Source organism: Streptomyces solicavernae (assembly GCF_029968095.1).
GTDB lineage: Bacteria > Actinomycetota > Actinomycetes > Streptomycetales > Streptomycetaceae > Streptomyces > Streptomyces solicavernae.
This window is the reverse complement of the sequence record NZ_JASCIR010000027.1, coordinates 30,096-47,097: the sequence shown is the minus strand read 5'-3', so window position 1 is coordinate 47,097 and position 17,002 is coordinate 30,096. Positions and strand designations below refer to the sequence as shown.

Here is a 17,002-nt window from a genome sequence, read left to right as displayed (position 1 = left end):
GACCCGTCCCGAAGTCCCCGCCGGACGGGCCCGCGGGGCGTGACCTCGTCGCCCGGCAGGCCGTTGATGACCGCAACGCACCCGAGTTGAGGATGAGGCCCCGTGCACAGGTCCGCGTACGAGCAGATGGCGCTCTGCATCGAGGAGTACATGCCCACCGACCGCCGCCAGCGGGTCGTCGACCTGGGCTCCCGTGTCTCGGACGGGCAGAAGCTCACGCACCGGGCGCTCCTGAAGGGGCGGGACATCGACTACTGCGGGGTCGACGTGTGGGACGGCCCCAACGTCGACCGCGTGATGCCCAGGCCGTACCGCGTTCCGGTGAAGTCGAACAGCGCGGACTTCCTGCTGTCCGGTCAGGCCTTCGAGCACATCCCGTTCTTCTGGGCGTCCATGCTGGAGATCGCCCGCGTGCTCAGGCCCGGCGGCACCGCCTTCGTCACCGCCCCGTCCCGCGGCCATGAGCACGACCAGCAGGACTGCTGGCGCTACTACCCGGACGGCTTCCGCGCCCTGGCCGCGTACACGCAGCTCGAACTCGTCGAGGCCTACACCGACTTCCCGCCCGCCAAGGGCATCTGGCACAGCTACAAGGGCATCGACGCCAAGCACGCCTACTGGGGCGACACCGTCGGCGTCTTCCGCAAGCCGAAGAACTACCCCCGGCTCACCATGACCTTTGTTCGGGCCACCACCCGGTGGTGGGCCAACCGCGTCGGCGGCGTCGAGGGCGTCCCGCTGCCCGAACCGCTGGCCGGGCGCGGACAGTGCGGCAGGCCCGCCGCCGTGCCCGAGCCCGCGCGGCCCACGACGTCCCACACCCCCGCACCGCACGCACAGTAAGGATTCGTTGACGAAACGTGACATCGGCGGCGGCGCGCGCGTATCGTCCCGCCGCATGGCATGGCGAAAAGCAGTGAACGGCGTACTGAAGCAGCTCACCGGATACCAGCTGACCCGAGCGGCCGCCCCCGCACCGAAGCCGTCCGCGGCAGCCCCGGCCCCCGCCCCCAAGGCGAAGCCGAAGCCCAAGGACCTGGTGCTCCCGGACGACTACGACGACGAGGCGAAGGCGATCATCCGCGAGGTGAAGCCGCGCACGATGACCTCGCCGGAGAAGCTCAACGCCTTCATCCTCGCCATCCGGCACGTCGTCGCCCACGACATCCCCGGCGACATCGTGGAGTGCGGGGTGTGGCGCGGCGGTTCGATGCAGGCCTGCGCCAAGACCCTGCTCTCCCTCGGCGCGACCGACCGCCACCTGTACCTCTTCGACACGTACGAGGGCATGACCCCGCCCACTGAGCTGGACGTGCGGCGCGACGGCAGGCCCGCGCAGGAACTCCTGGACATCCAGGGCAAGGACCGCCCGATCTGGGCCGTCGCCGACCTCGACGACGTCAAGTCCGGCTTCGAGAGCGTCCCTTACCCCGAGGAGCGGATGCACTACGTCGTCGGCAAGGTCGAGGAGACCGTGCCCGACGAGGCGCCCGAGCAGATCTCCATCCTGCGCCTCGACACCGACTGGTACGCCTCCACGAAACACGAACTCGACCACCTCTACGACCGGTTGTCGCCCGGCGGCGTCCTGCTCATCGACGACTACGGCTACTGGCAGGGCTCCCGCCAGGCCGTCGACGAGTTCCTGGAGCACACCGGGGCGCGGCTGCTGCTCCTGCGCATGGACGAGGGGCGGATCGCCGTCAAGCCGTGACAGCAGGCCTAGCGGCAGGCCGTAACTGCAGGCCGTAACAGCAGGCCGTAACAGGCAGTCCCCGCAGGTGAGTTGAGACGGTCCCGGTCTCACGGCGTGAGTGCCGTGGGGTCGGGATCGGCCTGTTTTCACTCGAACGGCCGTCATGGGGTGACTGTGCGAAGAGCCGTCTGTTGTTAACCCGTAGACCCTTAAAAGGTCTTGATGTGTAGCCCGTGTAGCCCGTGTAGCCCTGCCGTCCGGAAGGATCGTGTGCACCGCATGGCACCCCGCCTCAGCGTCGTCGTCCCCGTCCACAACGTCGAGGACTACCTCGGCGCCTGCCTGCAGTCACTCGCGGGCCAGACCATGACCGACCTCGAAGTGGTCATGATCGACGACGGCTCCACCGACGGGAGCGCCCGCATCGCCCGCGAACACGCCGCGCGGGACCCGAGGTTCCGGCTCTTCCGGCAGGAGAACGCCGGCCTCGGCGCCGCCCGCAACGCCGGGGTCCGGCACGCCCGCGGCACGCATCTCGCCTTCGTGGACAGCGACGACCTGGTGCCGGTCGACGCGTACGAGAAGATGCTCGCCGCCCTGGCGGAGTCCGGGTCCGACTTCGTCAGCGGCAATGTGCACCGGCTCAGGGTGAACGGCAGGGCCGAGCAGTCCTGGATGTTCAAGAAGCCGATGCGGGCCACGCGTTCGGGTGTCCACGTCACCCGCGACTGGTCGCTGCTCGCCGACCGCATCGCCTGCAACAAGGTGTTCCGCAGGGAGTTCTGGGACCGGCACCGACTCGCTTTCCCCGAGGGCGTGCTGTTCGAGGACACCCCCGTCATCGTGCCCGCGCACTTCCTCGCCGGCGCCGTGGACGTCCTGCGCGACACCGTCTACCTCTGGCGCGACCGCGACGGCTCCATCACCAACCGCCGCACCACCCCACGCGCCGTCGAGGAGCGCACCGCCGCCTGCACGACCGCCTCCGCGTTCCTCGCCGCGCGCGCGAAGGACGCGGCGCCGGGCTCCGACGAGCACACCAAGTGGGCCGAGGGCAAACGGCGTTACGACTCCTCCGTGCTCGTCGCCGACCTGCGCTACTTCCTCGACGTCCTGCCCGAAGGCGACCGGGCGTACCGCGAGGCGTTCCTGCGGCACGCGGGCGGATACGCGGCCGCCGTCGACCGCTCCGTGCTCACCGCGCTGCCACTGCACCTGCGCGTCAAGTGGCAGCTGGTCACCGAGGGCCGCGTCGACGAGGTCCTCGCCCTGCTCGCGTACGAGAAGGGCCACCCGGGCGCATTCCGGGTGCGGGGGCTGCGCCGGCGGCGCGCGGACTACCCGGTCCTTCAGGGGGCGCTGCCGCGCGACGTGGCCGCGCTGAAACGATCCGAGCTTCCCCTCGTCACCCGCGTCTCGCAGGCCGAGTGGCGCGACGGCAAGCTGCACCTGAAGGGCTTCGCCTACCGCCGCAACCTGCCCGCGGGCCGCCTCGCCGGACGCGTCAAGTTCCTCTGGCTGCGGCTCGGCAGACGGCGCCTGCTGCCGCTGCGGGCCCGTACGACCTTCCTGCGCGAGGCCACCTACGCCTCCCGGCAGGGGCTGCACCGCTACGACTGGGCCGGGTTCGAGGCCGTCGTCGACCCGCGGAAGCTGCTCACCGGGCGGCGCAGCGCCGTCTGGCAGGCCGAGACCGCGGTGCTCGGCGGCGGTGCGCTGCGCCGGGGACCGCTGCGGATGGCGGGCGGCGCGACCCCGGCCGCCGTGCACTATCTCGACGACCACGCGCGCGTGGTGCCGACGCTCAGCCGCGGCCGCCTCCAGCTGAAGGTGGAGCGCACCCTCGCCCAGCTCACCGGGCACCGCCTGGACGGCGCGGACGTGCTCGTCGAGGGCACCCTTCTGGAGGCGGCGCCCGGGACGCTGCTGCGGGTGGAGAACTGGCACTCCAAGGAGGGCGCCGACGTCGAACTGCACACCGAGGGCCGGACGTTCACCGCGCGTGTGCCGCTTTCCGCGTTCACCCCCGATCAGGACGCGGCGCCGCGCGAGGCCGAGCCCTGGGGCGCGTATCTGCTGCGGGCCGACGGCAGCAGGGTCCCCGTCGGCGCCCGGGACACGCTGCCCTCCGGGCGGTACGCGCTGCGCTCCGGCCGCGAGCTGTATCTGACCGCCAACTCCAGCGGCAACCTGGAGCTGCGCGACCAGACCGTACGCCCCATCGCCGAGACCCTGACCTGGGACGCCGACGGCGAACTCACCGTCGGCGGCAGCTTCCCCGCGCTCGCCGCCGGCCCCGTCGACCTGGTCCTGCGGCACAGCGGCCACGACGAGGAGATCACCCTGCCGGTCCACCTGCGCGACGGGCGCTTCCACGCCGCCTTCGCGCCCGCCGCCGTCGCCGGGCTCGCCGGGGAGCTGCCGCTCGCCGAAGGGCGCTGGCACCCGTACTTCCGGGCCGCGGGCGGACAGGGCGAGGCCCTGCCCATGCACGTCGCCCCCGGCCAGCACCAGGCCCTGCCGCTCGTACGGGAGCTCGGCGGGCGGGAGTTCAGCGTGGCGCGGCGCGCCCACGACCGGCTGTTCCTCGCCTCCGGCAGCGCCCTGCCCGCCGCCGACCGGGGCGCGCCCCGCCAGGCCGAACTGCGCGCCCGCTACCAGGAGTTGCGCGCCTCACCTCGCCGCCAGGCCGTCCTCTACAGCAGCTTCGACGGCCGCCAGTACTCGGACTCGCCGCGCGCCGTGCACGAGGAACTCGCGGGCAGGGACACCGGGTTGGAGCACCTGTGGGTGGTCCGCGACCAGCAGGCCGTCGTACCGCCCAGCGCCCGGCCCGTCGTCCTGTGGAGCGCCGAGTGGTACGAGGCGCTGGCCCGCTGCCGCGCGATCGTCACCAACACCCAGCTGCCGCAGTGGTTCGAGCGCGCCGACGGCCAGACCGTCGTCCAGACCTGGCACGGCACCCCCCTCAAGCGCATCGGCCGGGACGTCGCGGGAAGCGTCTCCGCCGACCCCGCCTACATCGCCACCCTGCCCGCCCGCGCCGCCCAGTGGAGCGCCCTGGTCAGCCCCAACCGCGCCTCCACGCCCCTGCTGCGCCGCGCCTTCGGGTACGAGGGCGAGGTCCTGGAGTACGGCTATCCGCGCGCCGACCTGCTGCACGCCCCCGACCGCGGCAAGGTCGCCGCCGCCGTACGCGAACGCCTCGGCATCCCCGACGGCGCGAAAGTCGTCCTCTACGCCCCGACCTGGCGCGAGAACCAGCCCAGGAACGGCGGCCGCTACGGGCTCGACCTGCAGCTCGACCTCGCCGCCGCCGAACGGGCCCTCGGCGAGCGGCACGTCCTCCTGGTCCGCCGTCACTACCTGGTCGGCGGCACGGTCCCCGGCAGCCGCTTCGTGCGCGACGTCACCCGCTACCCGGACGTCGCCGAACTCCTGCTGATCAGCGACATTCTGGTCACCGACTACTCCTCGCTGATGTTCGACTTCGCGCAGACCGGCCGCCCGATGCTCTTCCACACCCACGACCTCGACCACTACCGCGACACCCTGCGCGGCTTCTGCTTCGACTTCGAGGCCAACGCGCCGGGACCGCTGATCGCCGGGCAGGAGGAACTCCTCGCCGCCCTCGCCGACCCACTCGTCGCCACCGCCGGACACGCCGCCGCGTACGCCGCGTTCCGGGAGACGTACTGCGACCTCGACGACGGCCGGGCCGCCGCCCGCGTCGCCGACTTCGTGCTGAACTCCGAGCAGCAAGGAGGCCGGCCGTGAACACCCCGGAGTTCAGCGTCGTCGTCACCCTCGGCGACGACCCCGACGCCATGACCGCGACCGCAGGGTCGGCCCTCGGCCAGAGCCTGCGCTCCGTCGAGGTGATCCTGGTCGGCGACCGCACCGACGCCGACGTACGCCGCACCGCCACCCTCCTCACCGCCCGCCACCCCGACCGGGTCCGCGTCATCGACGCCCCGCCGGAGGTGCGCGGCGCCGCCGCCCTGCGCAACCTCGGCCTCGACGCCGCCCACGGCCGCCACGTCCTGCTCCTCGACTCCGGCGAACGCCTCCAGCAGCACGCCCTGCGCAACCTCCTGCAGGCCGCCCGCCGCACCGACGCCGACCTGGTCGCAGGACGCTGGACCCGCCTCGCAGGACCCGGCGGCAAGCAGCAGGGCCCGCACTGGCAGGACGCCCTGCACGCCCGCACCCGTACCGTCACCGACCTCGCCCAGGCGCCCGAACTCGTCGCCAGGGACGCCCTGGTGAGCGGATTCTGCCTGCGCCGCGACGCCATGGACCGGCACGCCCTCAGGCACGCCGAGGACCTGGCCCGCAGCGAGGTGCACTTCGGCGTACGGGCCGCGCTCGCCGCCCGCCGCATCACCCTCGTGCCGAACCTGATCGTCACCCACCGCGCCCCCGTGGACCACGGCACGGACCTGTGCGCTCTGCTCGAAGCCTCCGCGCGGATCGGCCTGCAGCTGGACCGCCGCGGCCGCACCGGACTGCGGGACGCCCGCGACCGGGCCTTCGTCGCCGACCACCTGCTGCCGCTGGCCCGCAGCTTCCTCAGGCTGCCCCGCGGCGAGCGCGCCGAGCTCGCCGCCCAGGCGCACGCCCGCCTCACCGCCCACATCGCCCCCGAGCACTGGTCCTGCCTGCCGCCCGAGGAGCGGATGTGCGTGACGCTGCTCGCCGCCGGGGACGCGGACGGCGTGCAGGCCGCCGCGTACGCCCTGGCCCGGCCCGGCACCGTGGTCTCGCCGCTGGCCGGGCGGGACGGGCGGGTCCACTGGAGCGCCGCGCACCCCTCGGACGTCACCGAACTCGGCCACCAGCACCGGCCGTTGAAGGGGCTGCGCCTCTTCAACCGGCTCACCCGCTGCGTCAGCGAGGCCGGCCGCCTGGACCTGGCGGGGGAGATCGTCCTGCCCCTGGACAAGCTCCCCGCCGTCACCGACGTCGCCGTCGAGCTCGAACTGCGGCTGCGCGGCGGCAAGCGGATCTTCCGGCTGCCCGTCGACGACGCCGTGCACCACGGCGACCGGCTCGGCTGGCGGCTCCGCGTCGACCCGGCGCTGCTTCCCGTACGCGGGATGAGCGAGCGGATCTGGGACACCCGAATCGTGCTCACCGCGGGCGGCGAGAGCGCCCTCGCCGAGGTGTTCGCCGAGCGCGAGGTCGTCGGCAAGGGCAGCCGCTTCCCCGCCCGGCCCCGCCCGACCGGCCGCCTCTTTGCCGACACCTGGCTCCCGTACGCCACCGCCGGCCACCACCTCGCCCTCGAACTGCAGGCCTGCCGCCGCCCCGCGCGCACCCTGCGCCGCCTGACGACGTACGTCACCCACTTCCGGCCCGCCCGCAAGGCCCGCAAGCTGCTGAACACCCTGAAGAAGAAGCGCGACCGGCTGCACTCCGGATCCGTCAAGGTCCGCGTCCACAACCGGCTCCTTGTGAAGCTGCCGGTGCGCCGCCGCTCGGTCGTCTTCGAGGCCCACATGGGCAAGGCGTACGGCGACAGCCCCCGCGCGATCTACGAAGAGCTGCGCGCCCGGGGCCTGAAAACCCGCTGCACCTGGTCGTACGCCTCCTCACCCGCCGGCTTCCCGGACGGCGCGAAGCTGGTGCGGCGCTGGTCCTGGCGGTACCTGTGGGCCCTGGCCCGCGCCGAGTTCTGGATCGACAACCAGGGCTTCCCGCACGCGCTCGACAAGCCCGCCCACACCACGTACCTGCAGACCTGGCACGGCAGCGCGTACAAGCGGATGGGCTTCGACGAGACGCGCGTACGCATGCAGAACACCCCGCAGCGCGCGAAGCTGCAGCGTGCCGTGGACCGCTTCGACCACTTCCTGGTCCGCTCCGAGCACGATGTGCACACCCTCGCGCGGGCCTACCGGCTGCCGCCGCGGAAACTCCTCCCGCTCGGCTACCCGCGCAACGACCGGCTCGTCGCCGCCCGCGCCCGCGACGAGGCCGAGGGCCGCCTCCCCCGCCCCGAGCTCGCCGCCCGGCTCGGCATCCCGGACCACAAGAAGACCGTCCTGTACGCGCCCACCTTCCGCGGCACCCCGGGGGACGGGCGGCATCAACTCCGCCTCGACGTACGCAGGTTCACGGAAGAGCTCGGCGACGGTCACGTACTGCTCGTGCGCGCCCACTACATGGAGCGGGCGGAGCTTCCGGTGTGCGCCCCCGGCACGTTGATCGACGTCTCGGACCACCACGACGTCAGCGAACTCCTCTGCCTGGCCGACGTGCTGGTGACGGACTACTCGTCGATCATGTTCGACTACGCACTCCTGGACCGCCCGATCGTGCTCTTCGCCCCCGACCTGGACGCGTACGCCGCCGAGCGGGGCAGCTACTTCGACCTGCGGGAGCGGGCGCCGGGCCCGGTCGTCGAGACCGAGGACGCGCTGCTGCGCACCCTCGCCGACCTCAAGTCCGCCGACACCGGGCACGCCGAGCGGCGGCGGGCCTTCGCCGCCGACTTCGGGGCCCACGACGGCGGCACGTCCGCGCAGGCGGTCGTCGATGCCCTGTTCGCCCGGTGCGTCAGGAGGAACCGCACATGAGTACGGCCGTGGACGTCCGGGAGCGGGACATCTTCCTGTTCTCCAACAGCACCGACGAACTGGGCGGCGTCACCGCCTGGATGCACCAGATGGCCCGGCTCTTCCAGACCCACGGCCACCGCGTGCACACCCTCGGCGTGCACCCCGCCGAGCTCAAGCTGACCCTGCCCGAACCCCTCGGCTACCCGATGACCGCCCTGCACCCCGCCCACCCCCCGGCCCCGCGCCGCCGCACCGGCCTGCGCCGCCTCCGCCCCGCCGAACGGCGCCGGGAGGCCACGCGCACCGCCGACAAGCAGCGGGCCGTGGACGAGCTGTCCGCCCTGTTCCGCGCGGCCCGCCCCGGCGGCGTCGTCATCGTCACGCAGGTCTGGCCGATGGAGTGGGTCCGCGCCGCCGACACCACCGGGCTCACCGTGATCGGCATGAGCCACGAGTCGTACGCGTACACGAAGGCCTGCCACCGCTACCGCTGGATCAAGCAGAACTATCCGCACGTCGACCGCTGGCTCACGCTCACCCAGGAGGACGCCGACGACTGGATCGCCGACGGCATGCACAACGTCGGCTTCATGCCCAACGCCCTGGCCCACCTGCCCGGGGCGCCCTCGCCGCGCACCGAGAAGGTGGTCGCGTCCATCGGCCGCCTGCACGACCAGAAGGGCATCGACATGCTGCTCGACGCCTGGGCCCTGGTCGCCCCCGAGCGGCCCGAGTGGACGCTGCGGATCTACGGCGCGGGCGTCGAGGAGGCGGACCTGCGGGCGCAGTGCACGGGGCTCGGGCTCGACGGTTCGGTGCGCTGGATGGGGCGCACGGACGATGTGCCGGGGGCGCTCGCCGGGGCCTCGGTGTTCGTGCAGTCCTCGCGCGGGGAGGGGTTTCCGCTGGCGCTGATGGAGGCGATGGCGAGCGGGGTGCCGTGTGCGGCGTTCGACTGTGCGCCGGGGGTGCGGGAGATCGTCCGGGACGGTGAGGACGGGGTGCTGGCCCCTGCCGGGGACAGTGGCGCGCTGGCGGAGGGGTTGCTGCGGCTCACCGGGAATCCGCGGATGCGGGACGCGATGGGGGACCGGGCTCGGCGGAACGTCCAGCGGTTCTCGGAGGGGGAGATTCTGCGGGCTTGGGAGGAGTTGTTCGGGTTGCTGGAGCTGTAGTTCTTCCCCTCCCCGCCCCTTCCCGAAAGCCTGCGGCGCTGGTCGTTCGGCTGCTGCGCCGCAAATTCAGCCCCTCCGGCGTTTGAGGAGCGGGGTCTGGGGCGGAGCCCCAGTTACGGGAAGGGGCGGGGAGGGGAAAAGAACGCCCCGCAGGGCTCAGCGGCGGCCCTTGAGGGTGCGGGTCAGGCGGGCGAAGCCGCCCGTGCGGGTCGTCGGCTCAGCAGGAGGCGCCGGGGCCTCCGCCTCGTACCGGGAGACCGGCTGCGCCGGGGCCTTCGTCTTCTTGCCGTCGATCCGGATCATCGGGTACCCGGCGACCTCCTCCACCCCGTGCCACAGATCGTCCCGCCCGCGCAGCATCCCCCGCAGCTCCTCGTGCACCTCGTCGTACGCCCCCCACGTCCCGTAGAACTTCGTGGCCGTGATGCACAGCGGCTTCAGGCCCGTCGTGGCGACCGCCCCCCAGGTGGCGGCGGCGACGCCCGGGCAGTGTTCGGCGCGGAAGTCGTCGAGGACCACGATGCCGTCGGGGCCGAGGAGTTCGCGTACGGCGAGGATGTCGCCGTGGACGTGCTCGTACAGATGCGAGGCGTCGATGTGCGCGAAGCGGCAGCTGTCCGCCGTGACCTCGTCGGCGACGACCGAGGACGGGGCCTGGATGATCTCCGGCAGCTCCTCGTGGAACGACCGGTAGTTGGCCTCGAAGGCGCGGCGGGTCAGCGTCGAGTAGGAGCGGTTCATCTCCTTGGAGTTGGGGTCGTCGGGCGCGGGCGAGTCGAAGAGGTCGCAGACCGTGAAGGTCTCGGCGCCTTGCAGGTAGGAGCCCATGAAGATGGCGCTCTTGCCGAGGTAGGCGCCGAGTTCGAGGAGGTCGCCGAGCTGGTCGCGGTCGCGCTGCCGGCCGAGGAACCAGTCGAAGAGCATCTGGTCGGCGGGGAAGAACCAGCCCTTCACATCGGAGAGCCGCGTGGGGCGGGGCAGTGCCTCGGGGGCGGACGTGGTGCTCATGGGTGCTCCTGTTGTCAGGTGCGTGCGATGGGCAGTCGTGGTGCGTGTGGGGGGTGACGGTCCGGTGGCCCGGCTGGCCGGGCCTCGCTGTTCGTGAGCTGTTTTTGAGTTGTATGTGGGGTTGTTCGTGCAGTCCGCTGTGCAGTTGTCCGTGCAGTTGTCTGTTCAGTTGTCGTATGTGGGCAGCAGGGACGGGCCCTGCGACTGCTCGGGCAGGTGCTCCCCGGGCGGCGGTACGGGCGCCGGGCGGCGGTCCGCGAGCGGCACCATGGGCGGCAGCCCCGTGCTCTGGCCGAGGAACACATGGCGGACCACGCGCTCCGCGGCCCGCCCGTCGTCCAGGCCGCAGAACCGCGCACGGAACGCGGCCCGCAACTGCGCGGAGCGCGAGCCGCGCCAGTGGCCGGTGGCGAAGATGTCGATCAGCTCGTCCTCGTCCTGCGCCACCGCACCCGGCGCGCAGGACCGCAGGTCGAGGTAGGTGCCGCGGGTGGCTTCGTAGACGTCGAGGTCGTCGGCGTACAGGACGATCGGGCGGTCCAGGTTGGCGTAGTCGCACATCAGCGAGGAGTAGTCGGTGAGCAGTGCGTCGCTTGCCAGGCACAGCGACTCGACGCTCGGGTGGTCCGAGACGTCGACGAGCCGCGCATGCTCCCCGGAGCTCAGGGGCTGGTCGTACACCGGGTGGGCGCGGGTCAGGACGGTGAAGCGGGGGCCGAGCACGCGCAGCACTCGGTCCAGGTCGAGGGGCCGGTGCGGGGCGCGTCGGTGGTCCCGGGAGGTGGGCGCGTACAGGATCGCGACGTTGCCCGGCGGGATGCCGAGGCCGTCCCGGAGCCGGGCGACCTCCCGTGAACCGGCCTGGAGCAGGCGGTCGTTGGCCGGCCGGCCGTATTCGAGCGTGGTGTACGAGCCGGGGTGGACGCGCTCCCAGACCAGGGTGGAGTGGCGGTTCCCGGACAGGACGTAGTCCCAGGTGTCGACGTCGTCGAGCAGCGCCCCGAAGTCCGTGGTGCGGGCGGCGGCCGGGCGGTCCTGCAGGTCGAGGCCGGTCAGCGCCAGCGGGGTGCCGCGCTGGGTCTGTACGCGGACCTGGCCGCGCCGTTTCACCAGCCGGTGGCCGAAGCCGGAGTCGTGCACCAGGTACTTGGAGCGGGCCAGGGCCGTCCAGTACGCCGCGCTGCCGGGCGTGATCCTCCGGGTGGCCGTCGGAACGGTGTGGTGGTGGGCGGGGCCGGCGAGCCACGCGGTGCGCAGGTGCGGGGCGAGCTCGCGGACCTTCTCCTCGACGGCGCCCGGGTTGCCGCCGTGCCCGTGTCCCCGGTACGCGGCGAACACCGCGCGGTCGTCCCGTACCGGCAGGCACAGCTGGACCCGGTAGTGCAGCCGCAGCAGCGCCGCGCGGGCGCCCCGGCGGACCGCCCCGGCGGCGGCGCCGAGCCGGAGCCGCGCGGCCTTGGCGAGGCGCAGCGTGCGGTACGTGCGGTGGGCGGCGAAGCGGACCAGGCAGTGCCGCACGCGGGTGCGCGGGTCGAGGCGCAGCCCCGGCACGCGGTGGCGGCGGTACTGGGCGCGGGCCCGGCGCAGGAACGCGGGCCGGCTGCGGCGGGGCAGCCGGTCGGGCCGGGCGAAGACCGTCAGGTAGTGGTCGACCATCCGCCGGAACACGACGGGCCGCCACTCGGCGAACTCCGGCCGGGCGTCGAGGTGCGCGAAGACCCGGTCGTACTGGTCGAAGATGTCGAAGTGCTTCCGGCTGGTCGTGCCGAGGATGTTGCCCTGGCGGCGCTGCCGGTAGTGCACGCACACCCGGTCCAGGGTGGCGATCGTTTCCGCTGCCATCAGGACTGGATAGGTCCAGGGAGTGTCCTCGTAGTAACCGGGAGGGAACCGGAAGCCCTGCCGCTCGATGAACTCCCGGCTGTAGGCCTTGTTCCACACCACCATGAGCAGCTTCAGCAGGCCCGGCCGGCCGGCGAGCCGGAACGGCGCCGGGCCGTCCTCGGCGAGCTGCGCGGCCTGCATGTTCCGCACTTCGCGGCCGGTCCAGTAGGTGCGGGCGTAGTCGTAGACCAGGACGTCGGGGGAGCCGGTCTCCTTGAGGCGGTCGGCGGTGGCCTGAAGGGCGCCGGGGGTGAGGGTGTCGTCGCCGTCCAGGAAGATCAGGTAGTCGCCGGTGGCGTGCTCGATGCCGGCGTTCCGGGCGCGCCCGAGGCCCACGTTCTCCGGCAGGTGTACGGGGCGTACGCGCGGGTCCGCCGCCGCGAGTTCGTCGATGAGCTCGCCCGACCCGTCCGGTGAACAGTCGTCGACCGCGATCAGCTCCAGGTCCGCGAAGGACTGTCTCAGTACGGAGTGGAGCGCCTCGCGCAGGTAGGCCTGCACCTTGTATGCGGGGACGATGACACTGAACCGGGGCACTGCACATCCATGGGTCGGCGCGGGCATACTGCCCGCCAACCCCCGAACGAGGGTTCCGGTTACGCCGAATGTGCCAAAGGAGTGAGGGCGGCCCGCGGGTTCCCGCCGGAGACCGCCCTCATGAGGTATGGGGTCAACTCACGTACGAATGTGCCGAGTTGACGCGTCCGTCACTTCACCGCCCCCGCCATCACCCCGGAGACGAACTGCCGCTGGAAGGCGAAGAACACGGCGAGCGGGATCACCATCGAGAGGAACGCGCCCGGCGCGAGGATCGAGACGTTGTCGCCGAAGTGCCGCACCTGCTGCTGGAGCGCGACCGTGATCGGCGGGTTCTTGGAGTCGGCGAAGATCAGCGCGACCAGCATGTCGTTCCACACCCACAGGAACTGGAAGATGCCGAGCGAGGCGATCGCGGGCCCGCCGAGCGGCATCACCACCCGGAAGAACAGCCGGAGTTCACCCGCGCCGTCGAGCCGGGCCGCCTCCAGAAGCTCCCGGGGGATCTCCGCGAAGAAGTTCCGCAGCAGGAAGATCGCGAACGGCAGGCCGAACGCCACATGGAAGAGGACCACGCCGAGCGTCGTCTCGAAGATCCCGATGGTGCCGAAGAGCCGGGACACCGGAAGCAGCGCCACCTGCACGGGGACGACGAGCAGTCCCACGACCCCGAGGAACCACCAGTCGCGCCCCGGGAACTCCAGCCAGGCGAAGGCGTACCCGGCGAGCGAGCCGAGCACGACGACGAGCAGGGCCGACGGGACGGTGATCGCCACCGTGGAGAGCAGCGAGCCGGTGATCGTCTCGTCCTGCAGGAGGTGTGCGTAGTTCTCGAAGGTGATCTGGGAGGGAACCGTGAACACCTCCCACCAGCCGCCCGCGCTGATGTCGGCGGGCTCGCGCAGCGAGGACAGCGCGAGCCCGATCGTCGGCACCAGCCACAGCAGGCCCACGACCAGCAGGAACACCTGCATCAGGCCGCCGCTGAGGGCCCCGGCGATCCGGGCGGCGGCCTTCGTGGCCCCGGCGGTCCGGGCGGCGGTCTTCGTGGTGGCGTCGATCCGGGCGGCGGGCTTCGTGGTGGTGTCGGGGGCGCTCATCGCCGCACCTCTCTGCGCAGGCGTCGTACGTTGAACGCCATCATCGGGACGACCAGCAGGAACAGCAGCACCGCGATGGCGCTGGCGACGCCGGAGTCGCGGTCCACGAAGGAGTTGTACAGCTGCAGCGCGAGCACGTTCGCGTCGTCGCGGACGTCGCCCGGCGCGATGATGAAGACCAGGTCGAAGATCTTCAGGACGTTGATCATCAGCGTCACCAGGACCACCGCGAGCACCGGCGCGAGCAGCGGCACCGTCACCCGCCGGAACACCTGCCACTCGTTCGCCCCGTCCACCCGCGCAGCTTCGAGCAGATCCCGCGGAATGCCCGCGAGCCCGGCGGCGATCAGCACCATCGCGAAACCCGCCCACATCCAGACGTACGCGAGAATCACCGACAGGGTCACGAAGTTGACCCCGAGGAACGGCAGCACCTTGTCCGGACCCAGCCAGTCCACGCCGTTGTACGGCTCCTTGAAGTTGCTTGCGGGGAGCCGGAGCCTCGCCCCGTCGGCCGCGCCGGACAGCGTGAACGTCCCGTCGGCGGCGGCCGTCGTGCGGTCCACCACCTCGCCGCCCCTGACCGCCTCGACGGTGATGCCCGGATAGCCGGACTCGGAGGCGTCCGGGGCGTTGCGCTCGCCCACGCCCTTGCCGAGCGTGAAGTCCTGCCAGGCCGTGCCGGTCACCTTGCCGGGCTCGGCCGCGGCGGCCCGCGCCGGTGCCGCGTCGTCCGGCATCCGCTTCTTGGGTACGCCGAGCAGCGGCAACGCGACCGGTTCCCCGGCCTTGACGGTCGTACGCGTGACGAAACCGCCGTCGCCGGACGGCTTCAGCGGCGACTCCCGGCCCGGGTGCGCCTTCGGAAACGCCGAGGACTCCGCGAACGTGTCGTGCACGCCCACCCATACGGCGTTCAACGCGCCCCGGTCCGGGTCCTGTTCGTACACCAGGCGGAAGATGATGCCCGCGGCGAGCATCGAGATCGCCATCGGCATGAACACGAGCAGCTTGAACGCCGTGCCCCAGCGAATCCGCTCGGTGAGCACCGCGAAGATCAGGCCGAGCGCGGTCGCGACGGTTGGCGCGAGCACCACCCAGATCGCGTTGTTCCGGATCGCCGTGAGGATCGTGTCGTCCGTGAACAGCGTGACGTAGTTGCCGAACCCGGTGAACTCGCCGGACTTGTCGAAGAAGCTGCGCTGGAGCGAGTACCCGATCGGGTACACCACGAGCGCCCCGAGCAGCACGAGCGCGGGCAGCAGGAATGCCACGGCTGCGAGGCGCCTGCGCCCGCGCCCGCGGATGCTGGTGGGTCTGGTGGGGCTGGTGGGGCTGGTGGGGTTAGGGGGACTTGTCGGGCTTGTGGTGCTCGTGGTGCTCGTACGCGGTGTGGCCGGTGTTCCTTCCGAGGCCACGGTGTCAGTCCTTGTGTGACTTGCGCGACTTGTACGCCTTGGCTGCCGCGGCCTCCAGTGCCGCCTGCGCGCCCTCGACGTCCTTCGGGTTCTTCAGGAAGTCCTGCAGCACCTTCCACTCGCCCTTGCCGGGCGTGCCGCCGAAGGCCTGCGGGGCCTGGTCGGACATGTCGAAGCGGATGTCGTCGCCCGCCGCGATCAGGGCCTTGGCGATGTCGCGCTGCACGTCGTTCGGGTACGCCGCGAAGTCCAGGTTCTTGTTCGGCGAGACGAAGCCGCCCGCCTTCGCCCAGATCGCCGCCGCGTCCGGCGAGGCGAGGTAGGTGAGCAGGGCCTGTGCGCCCTTGGTGTCCTTCAGGGCGACGGCCGCGTCACCGCCGACCACGGCCGGGGACTCGCCGTCGACCGCCGGGAACGGGAAGACCTTCGCGTCCGTGCCGATCTTCGCGTCCGTCTCCGCGATCGCGAGCGAGACCATGTCACCCTCGAAGACCATGCCCGCCTTCGGCTGGTCCCCGCCGACGAAGGTCTGCTTGACCGACTCGGGGAACTCGGTGCCGAGCGCGCCCCGCGTACCGCCCGCGAGGAGCTCCTCCCTGCCGAACAGCTCGCCGAGCGTGCTGAGCGCTTTCTTCACGGACGGGTCGGTCCACTTGATCTCGTGCCGGGCGAGCTGGTCGTACTTCTCGGGCCCCGCCTGGGACAGATAGACGTTCTCGAACCAGTCGGTGAGCGTCCAGGCCTCGGCGCCGCCGACGGACACCGGGGCGATGCCCGAGTCGTAGATCGCCTGCGCCGTCTGCAGGAACTCGTCCCAGGTCTGGGGCTCCTGCGCGCCCGCGTTCTTCATGACGGCGGTGTTGTACCAGATCAGCGACTTGTTGGCGGCCTTGAAGTACACCCCGTACTGCTTGCCGTCGACCGCCCCGAGCTCCCGCCAGCCCTCGGCGTAGTTCTTCTTCAGCTGCTGCTGCGCCTTCGGCCCGACCGGCTTGGCCCACTTGTTGGCCACGGCCTGCTCGATCGCCCCGACCTGCGGCAGCATCGCCACGTCCGGCGGCTCCCCGCCCGCGACCTTCGACTCAAGGAAGCCGATGATCGGGTCCTGCGCCGGTACGAAGGACACCTCGGCGCCGGTCCGCTTCTCGAACTCGTCGAGGACCCGCAGGAACACCTCGCGCTCGGCCCCGCCCCACACGGCGGCGACGGACACCTTCTGCCCGTCCAGCTCGGGCAGCTGCACGGTCCGCTCGGCGGGGGCCTGCCCCTTCTCCCCGCCGCTCTTCTCACCGCTGCTGCCGCTGCCGCATCCGCTGAGCACCATCGCCCCGAGCGCGAGCAGCGCTACGGCTGCTCTTCCTGCTGTGGCTCTTCCTGCTGTGGCTCTTCCGGTGGTGGCTCTGCCGGTGGTGACTCCCCTGGCGGTGGCTCTCCCGGCCCCAACAGCCTTGCGTGTACGCAGAGTTGTACGCATCACTGCCCCGTCCCGTCCGAGCGGCGTCCCGTGCGCACAGGTCTACGCCCGGCGTGTGAGGGCGGGCAATAGCGCCTGCGAGGGGGGAGGGGGGATCGTGATGGGCTCGTGATTTGAGGGCGCGGGGGGTTGGGACTGCGGGCGCGC

At 71.9% G+C, this 17,002-nt stretch carries 10 protein-coding genes; 5 read left to right on the top strand and 5 right to left on the bottom strand.

Annotated features, from left to right (window positions below; genetic code table 11):
- Nucleotides 1-102: 102 nt before the first annotated feature.
- The 5 genes from QIS99_RS24935 (at nucleotide 103) to QIS99_RS24915 (ending at nucleotide 9,434) form a co-directional block, all read left to right on the top strand.
- Nucleotides 103-843, top strand: a complete 741-nt coding sequence (locus tag QIS99_RS24935) for a methyltransferase domain-containing protein (RefSeq protein ID WP_282515878.1) — start codon at nucleotides 103-105, stop codon at nucleotides 841-843.
- Nucleotides 844-898: 55 nt separating this feature from the next.
- Complete coding sequence (locus tag QIS99_RS24930) at nucleotides 899-1,714, top strand: TylF/MycF/NovP-related O-methyltransferase (protein ID WP_282515877.1); 816 nt, start codon at nucleotides 899-901, stop codon at nucleotides 1,712-1,714.
- 261 nt (nucleotides 1,715-1,975) lie between these two features.
- Nucleotides 1,976-5,473, top strand: coding sequence for a bifunctional glycosyltransferase/CDP-glycerol:glycerophosphate glycerophosphotransferase (locus QIS99_RS24925; protein ID WP_282515876.1), 3,498 nt, complete (start codon nucleotides 1,976-1,978; stop codon nucleotides 5,471-5,473).
- A complete protein-coding gene (locus QIS99_RS24920) occupies nucleotides 5,470-8,277 on the top strand; it encodes a bifunctional glycosyltransferase/CDP-glycerol:glycerophosphate glycerophosphotransferase (protein ID WP_282515875.1) in 2,808 nt (935 codons plus the stop codon). The genes QIS99_RS24925 and QIS99_RS24920 overlap by 4 nt, the downstream gene beginning before the upstream one ends.
- Nucleotides 8,274-9,434: a glycosyltransferase gene (locus QIS99_RS24915; protein WP_282515874.1), complete on the top strand. Its 1,161-nt coding sequence runs from the start codon at nucleotides 8,274-8,276 to the stop codon at nucleotides 9,432-9,434. Before QIS99_RS24920 ends, QIS99_RS24915 begins: the two co-directional genes overlap by 4 nt.
- Before the next feature lie 156 nt (nucleotides 9,435-9,590).
- Here QIS99_RS24915 and QIS99_RS24910 read toward each other — a convergent pair whose 3' ends face one another.
- From QIS99_RS24910 to QIS99_RS24890, 5 genes are all read right to left on the bottom strand, one after another.
- Complete coding sequence (locus QIS99_RS24910; protein ID WP_282515873.1) at nucleotides 9,591-10,442, bottom strand: class I SAM-dependent methyltransferase; 852 nt, start codon at nucleotides 10,440-10,442, stop codon at nucleotides 9,591-9,593.
- Nucleotides 10,443-10,607: 165 nt separating this feature from the next.
- The gene (locus tag QIS99_RS24905; RefSeq protein WP_282515872.1) at nucleotides 10,608-12,863 is read right to left on the bottom strand and encodes a bifunctional glycosyltransferase/CDP-glycerol:glycerophosphate glycerophosphotransferase; all 2,256 of its coding nucleotides are present in this window, start codon (nucleotides 12,861-12,863) and stop codon (nucleotides 10,608-10,610) included.
- A gap of 170 nt (nucleotides 12,864-13,033) precedes the next feature.
- Entirely contained in the window at nucleotides 13,034-13,963 is a 930-nt protein-coding gene (locus QIS99_RS24900) for a carbohydrate ABC transporter permease (protein ID WP_408909624.1), read from the bottom strand.
- Nucleotides 13,960-15,270 (bottom strand): carbohydrate ABC transporter permease, encoded by a 1,311-nt coding sequence (locus tag QIS99_RS24895; RefSeq protein ID WP_282515907.1) that lies wholly within the window; start codon nucleotides 15,268-15,270, stop codon nucleotides 13,960-13,962. Before QIS99_RS24895 ends, QIS99_RS24900 begins: the two co-directional genes overlap by 4 nt.
- A gap of 115 nt (nucleotides 15,271-15,385) precedes the next feature.
- On the bottom strand, nucleotides 15,386-16,705 hold the full coding sequence (locus QIS99_RS24890; protein ID WP_282515871.1) for an ABC transporter substrate-binding protein: 1,320 nt from the start codon (nucleotides 16,703-16,705) through the stop codon (nucleotides 15,386-15,388).
- Nucleotides 16,706-17,002: the final 297 nt, after the last annotated feature.

Coding starts and splice junctions, on each gene's coding strand:
- QIS99_RS24930 (WP_282515877.1), top strand. CDS start 899: ATGGCATGGCGAAAAGCAGTGAACGGCGTACTGAAGCAGCTCACCGGA.
- QIS99_RS24925 (WP_282515876.1), top strand. CDS start 1,976: ATGGCACCCCGCCTCAGCGTCGTCGTCCCCGTCCACAACGTCGAGGAC.
- QIS99_RS24915 (WP_282515874.1), top strand. CDS start 8,274: ATGAGTACGGCCGTGGACGTCCGGGAGCGGGACATCTTCCTGTTCTCC.
- QIS99_RS24910 (WP_282515873.1), bottom strand. CDS start 10,442: ATGAGCACCACGTCCGCCCCCGAGGCACTGCCCCGCCCCACGCGGCTC.
- QIS99_RS24900 (WP_408909624.1), bottom strand. CDS start 13,963: ATGAGCGCCCCCGACACCACCACGAAGCCCGCCGCCCGGATCGACGCC.
- QIS99_RS24890 (WP_282515871.1), bottom strand. CDS start 16,705: ATGGTGCTCAGCGGATGCGGCAGCGGCAGCAGCGGTGAGAAGAGCGGC.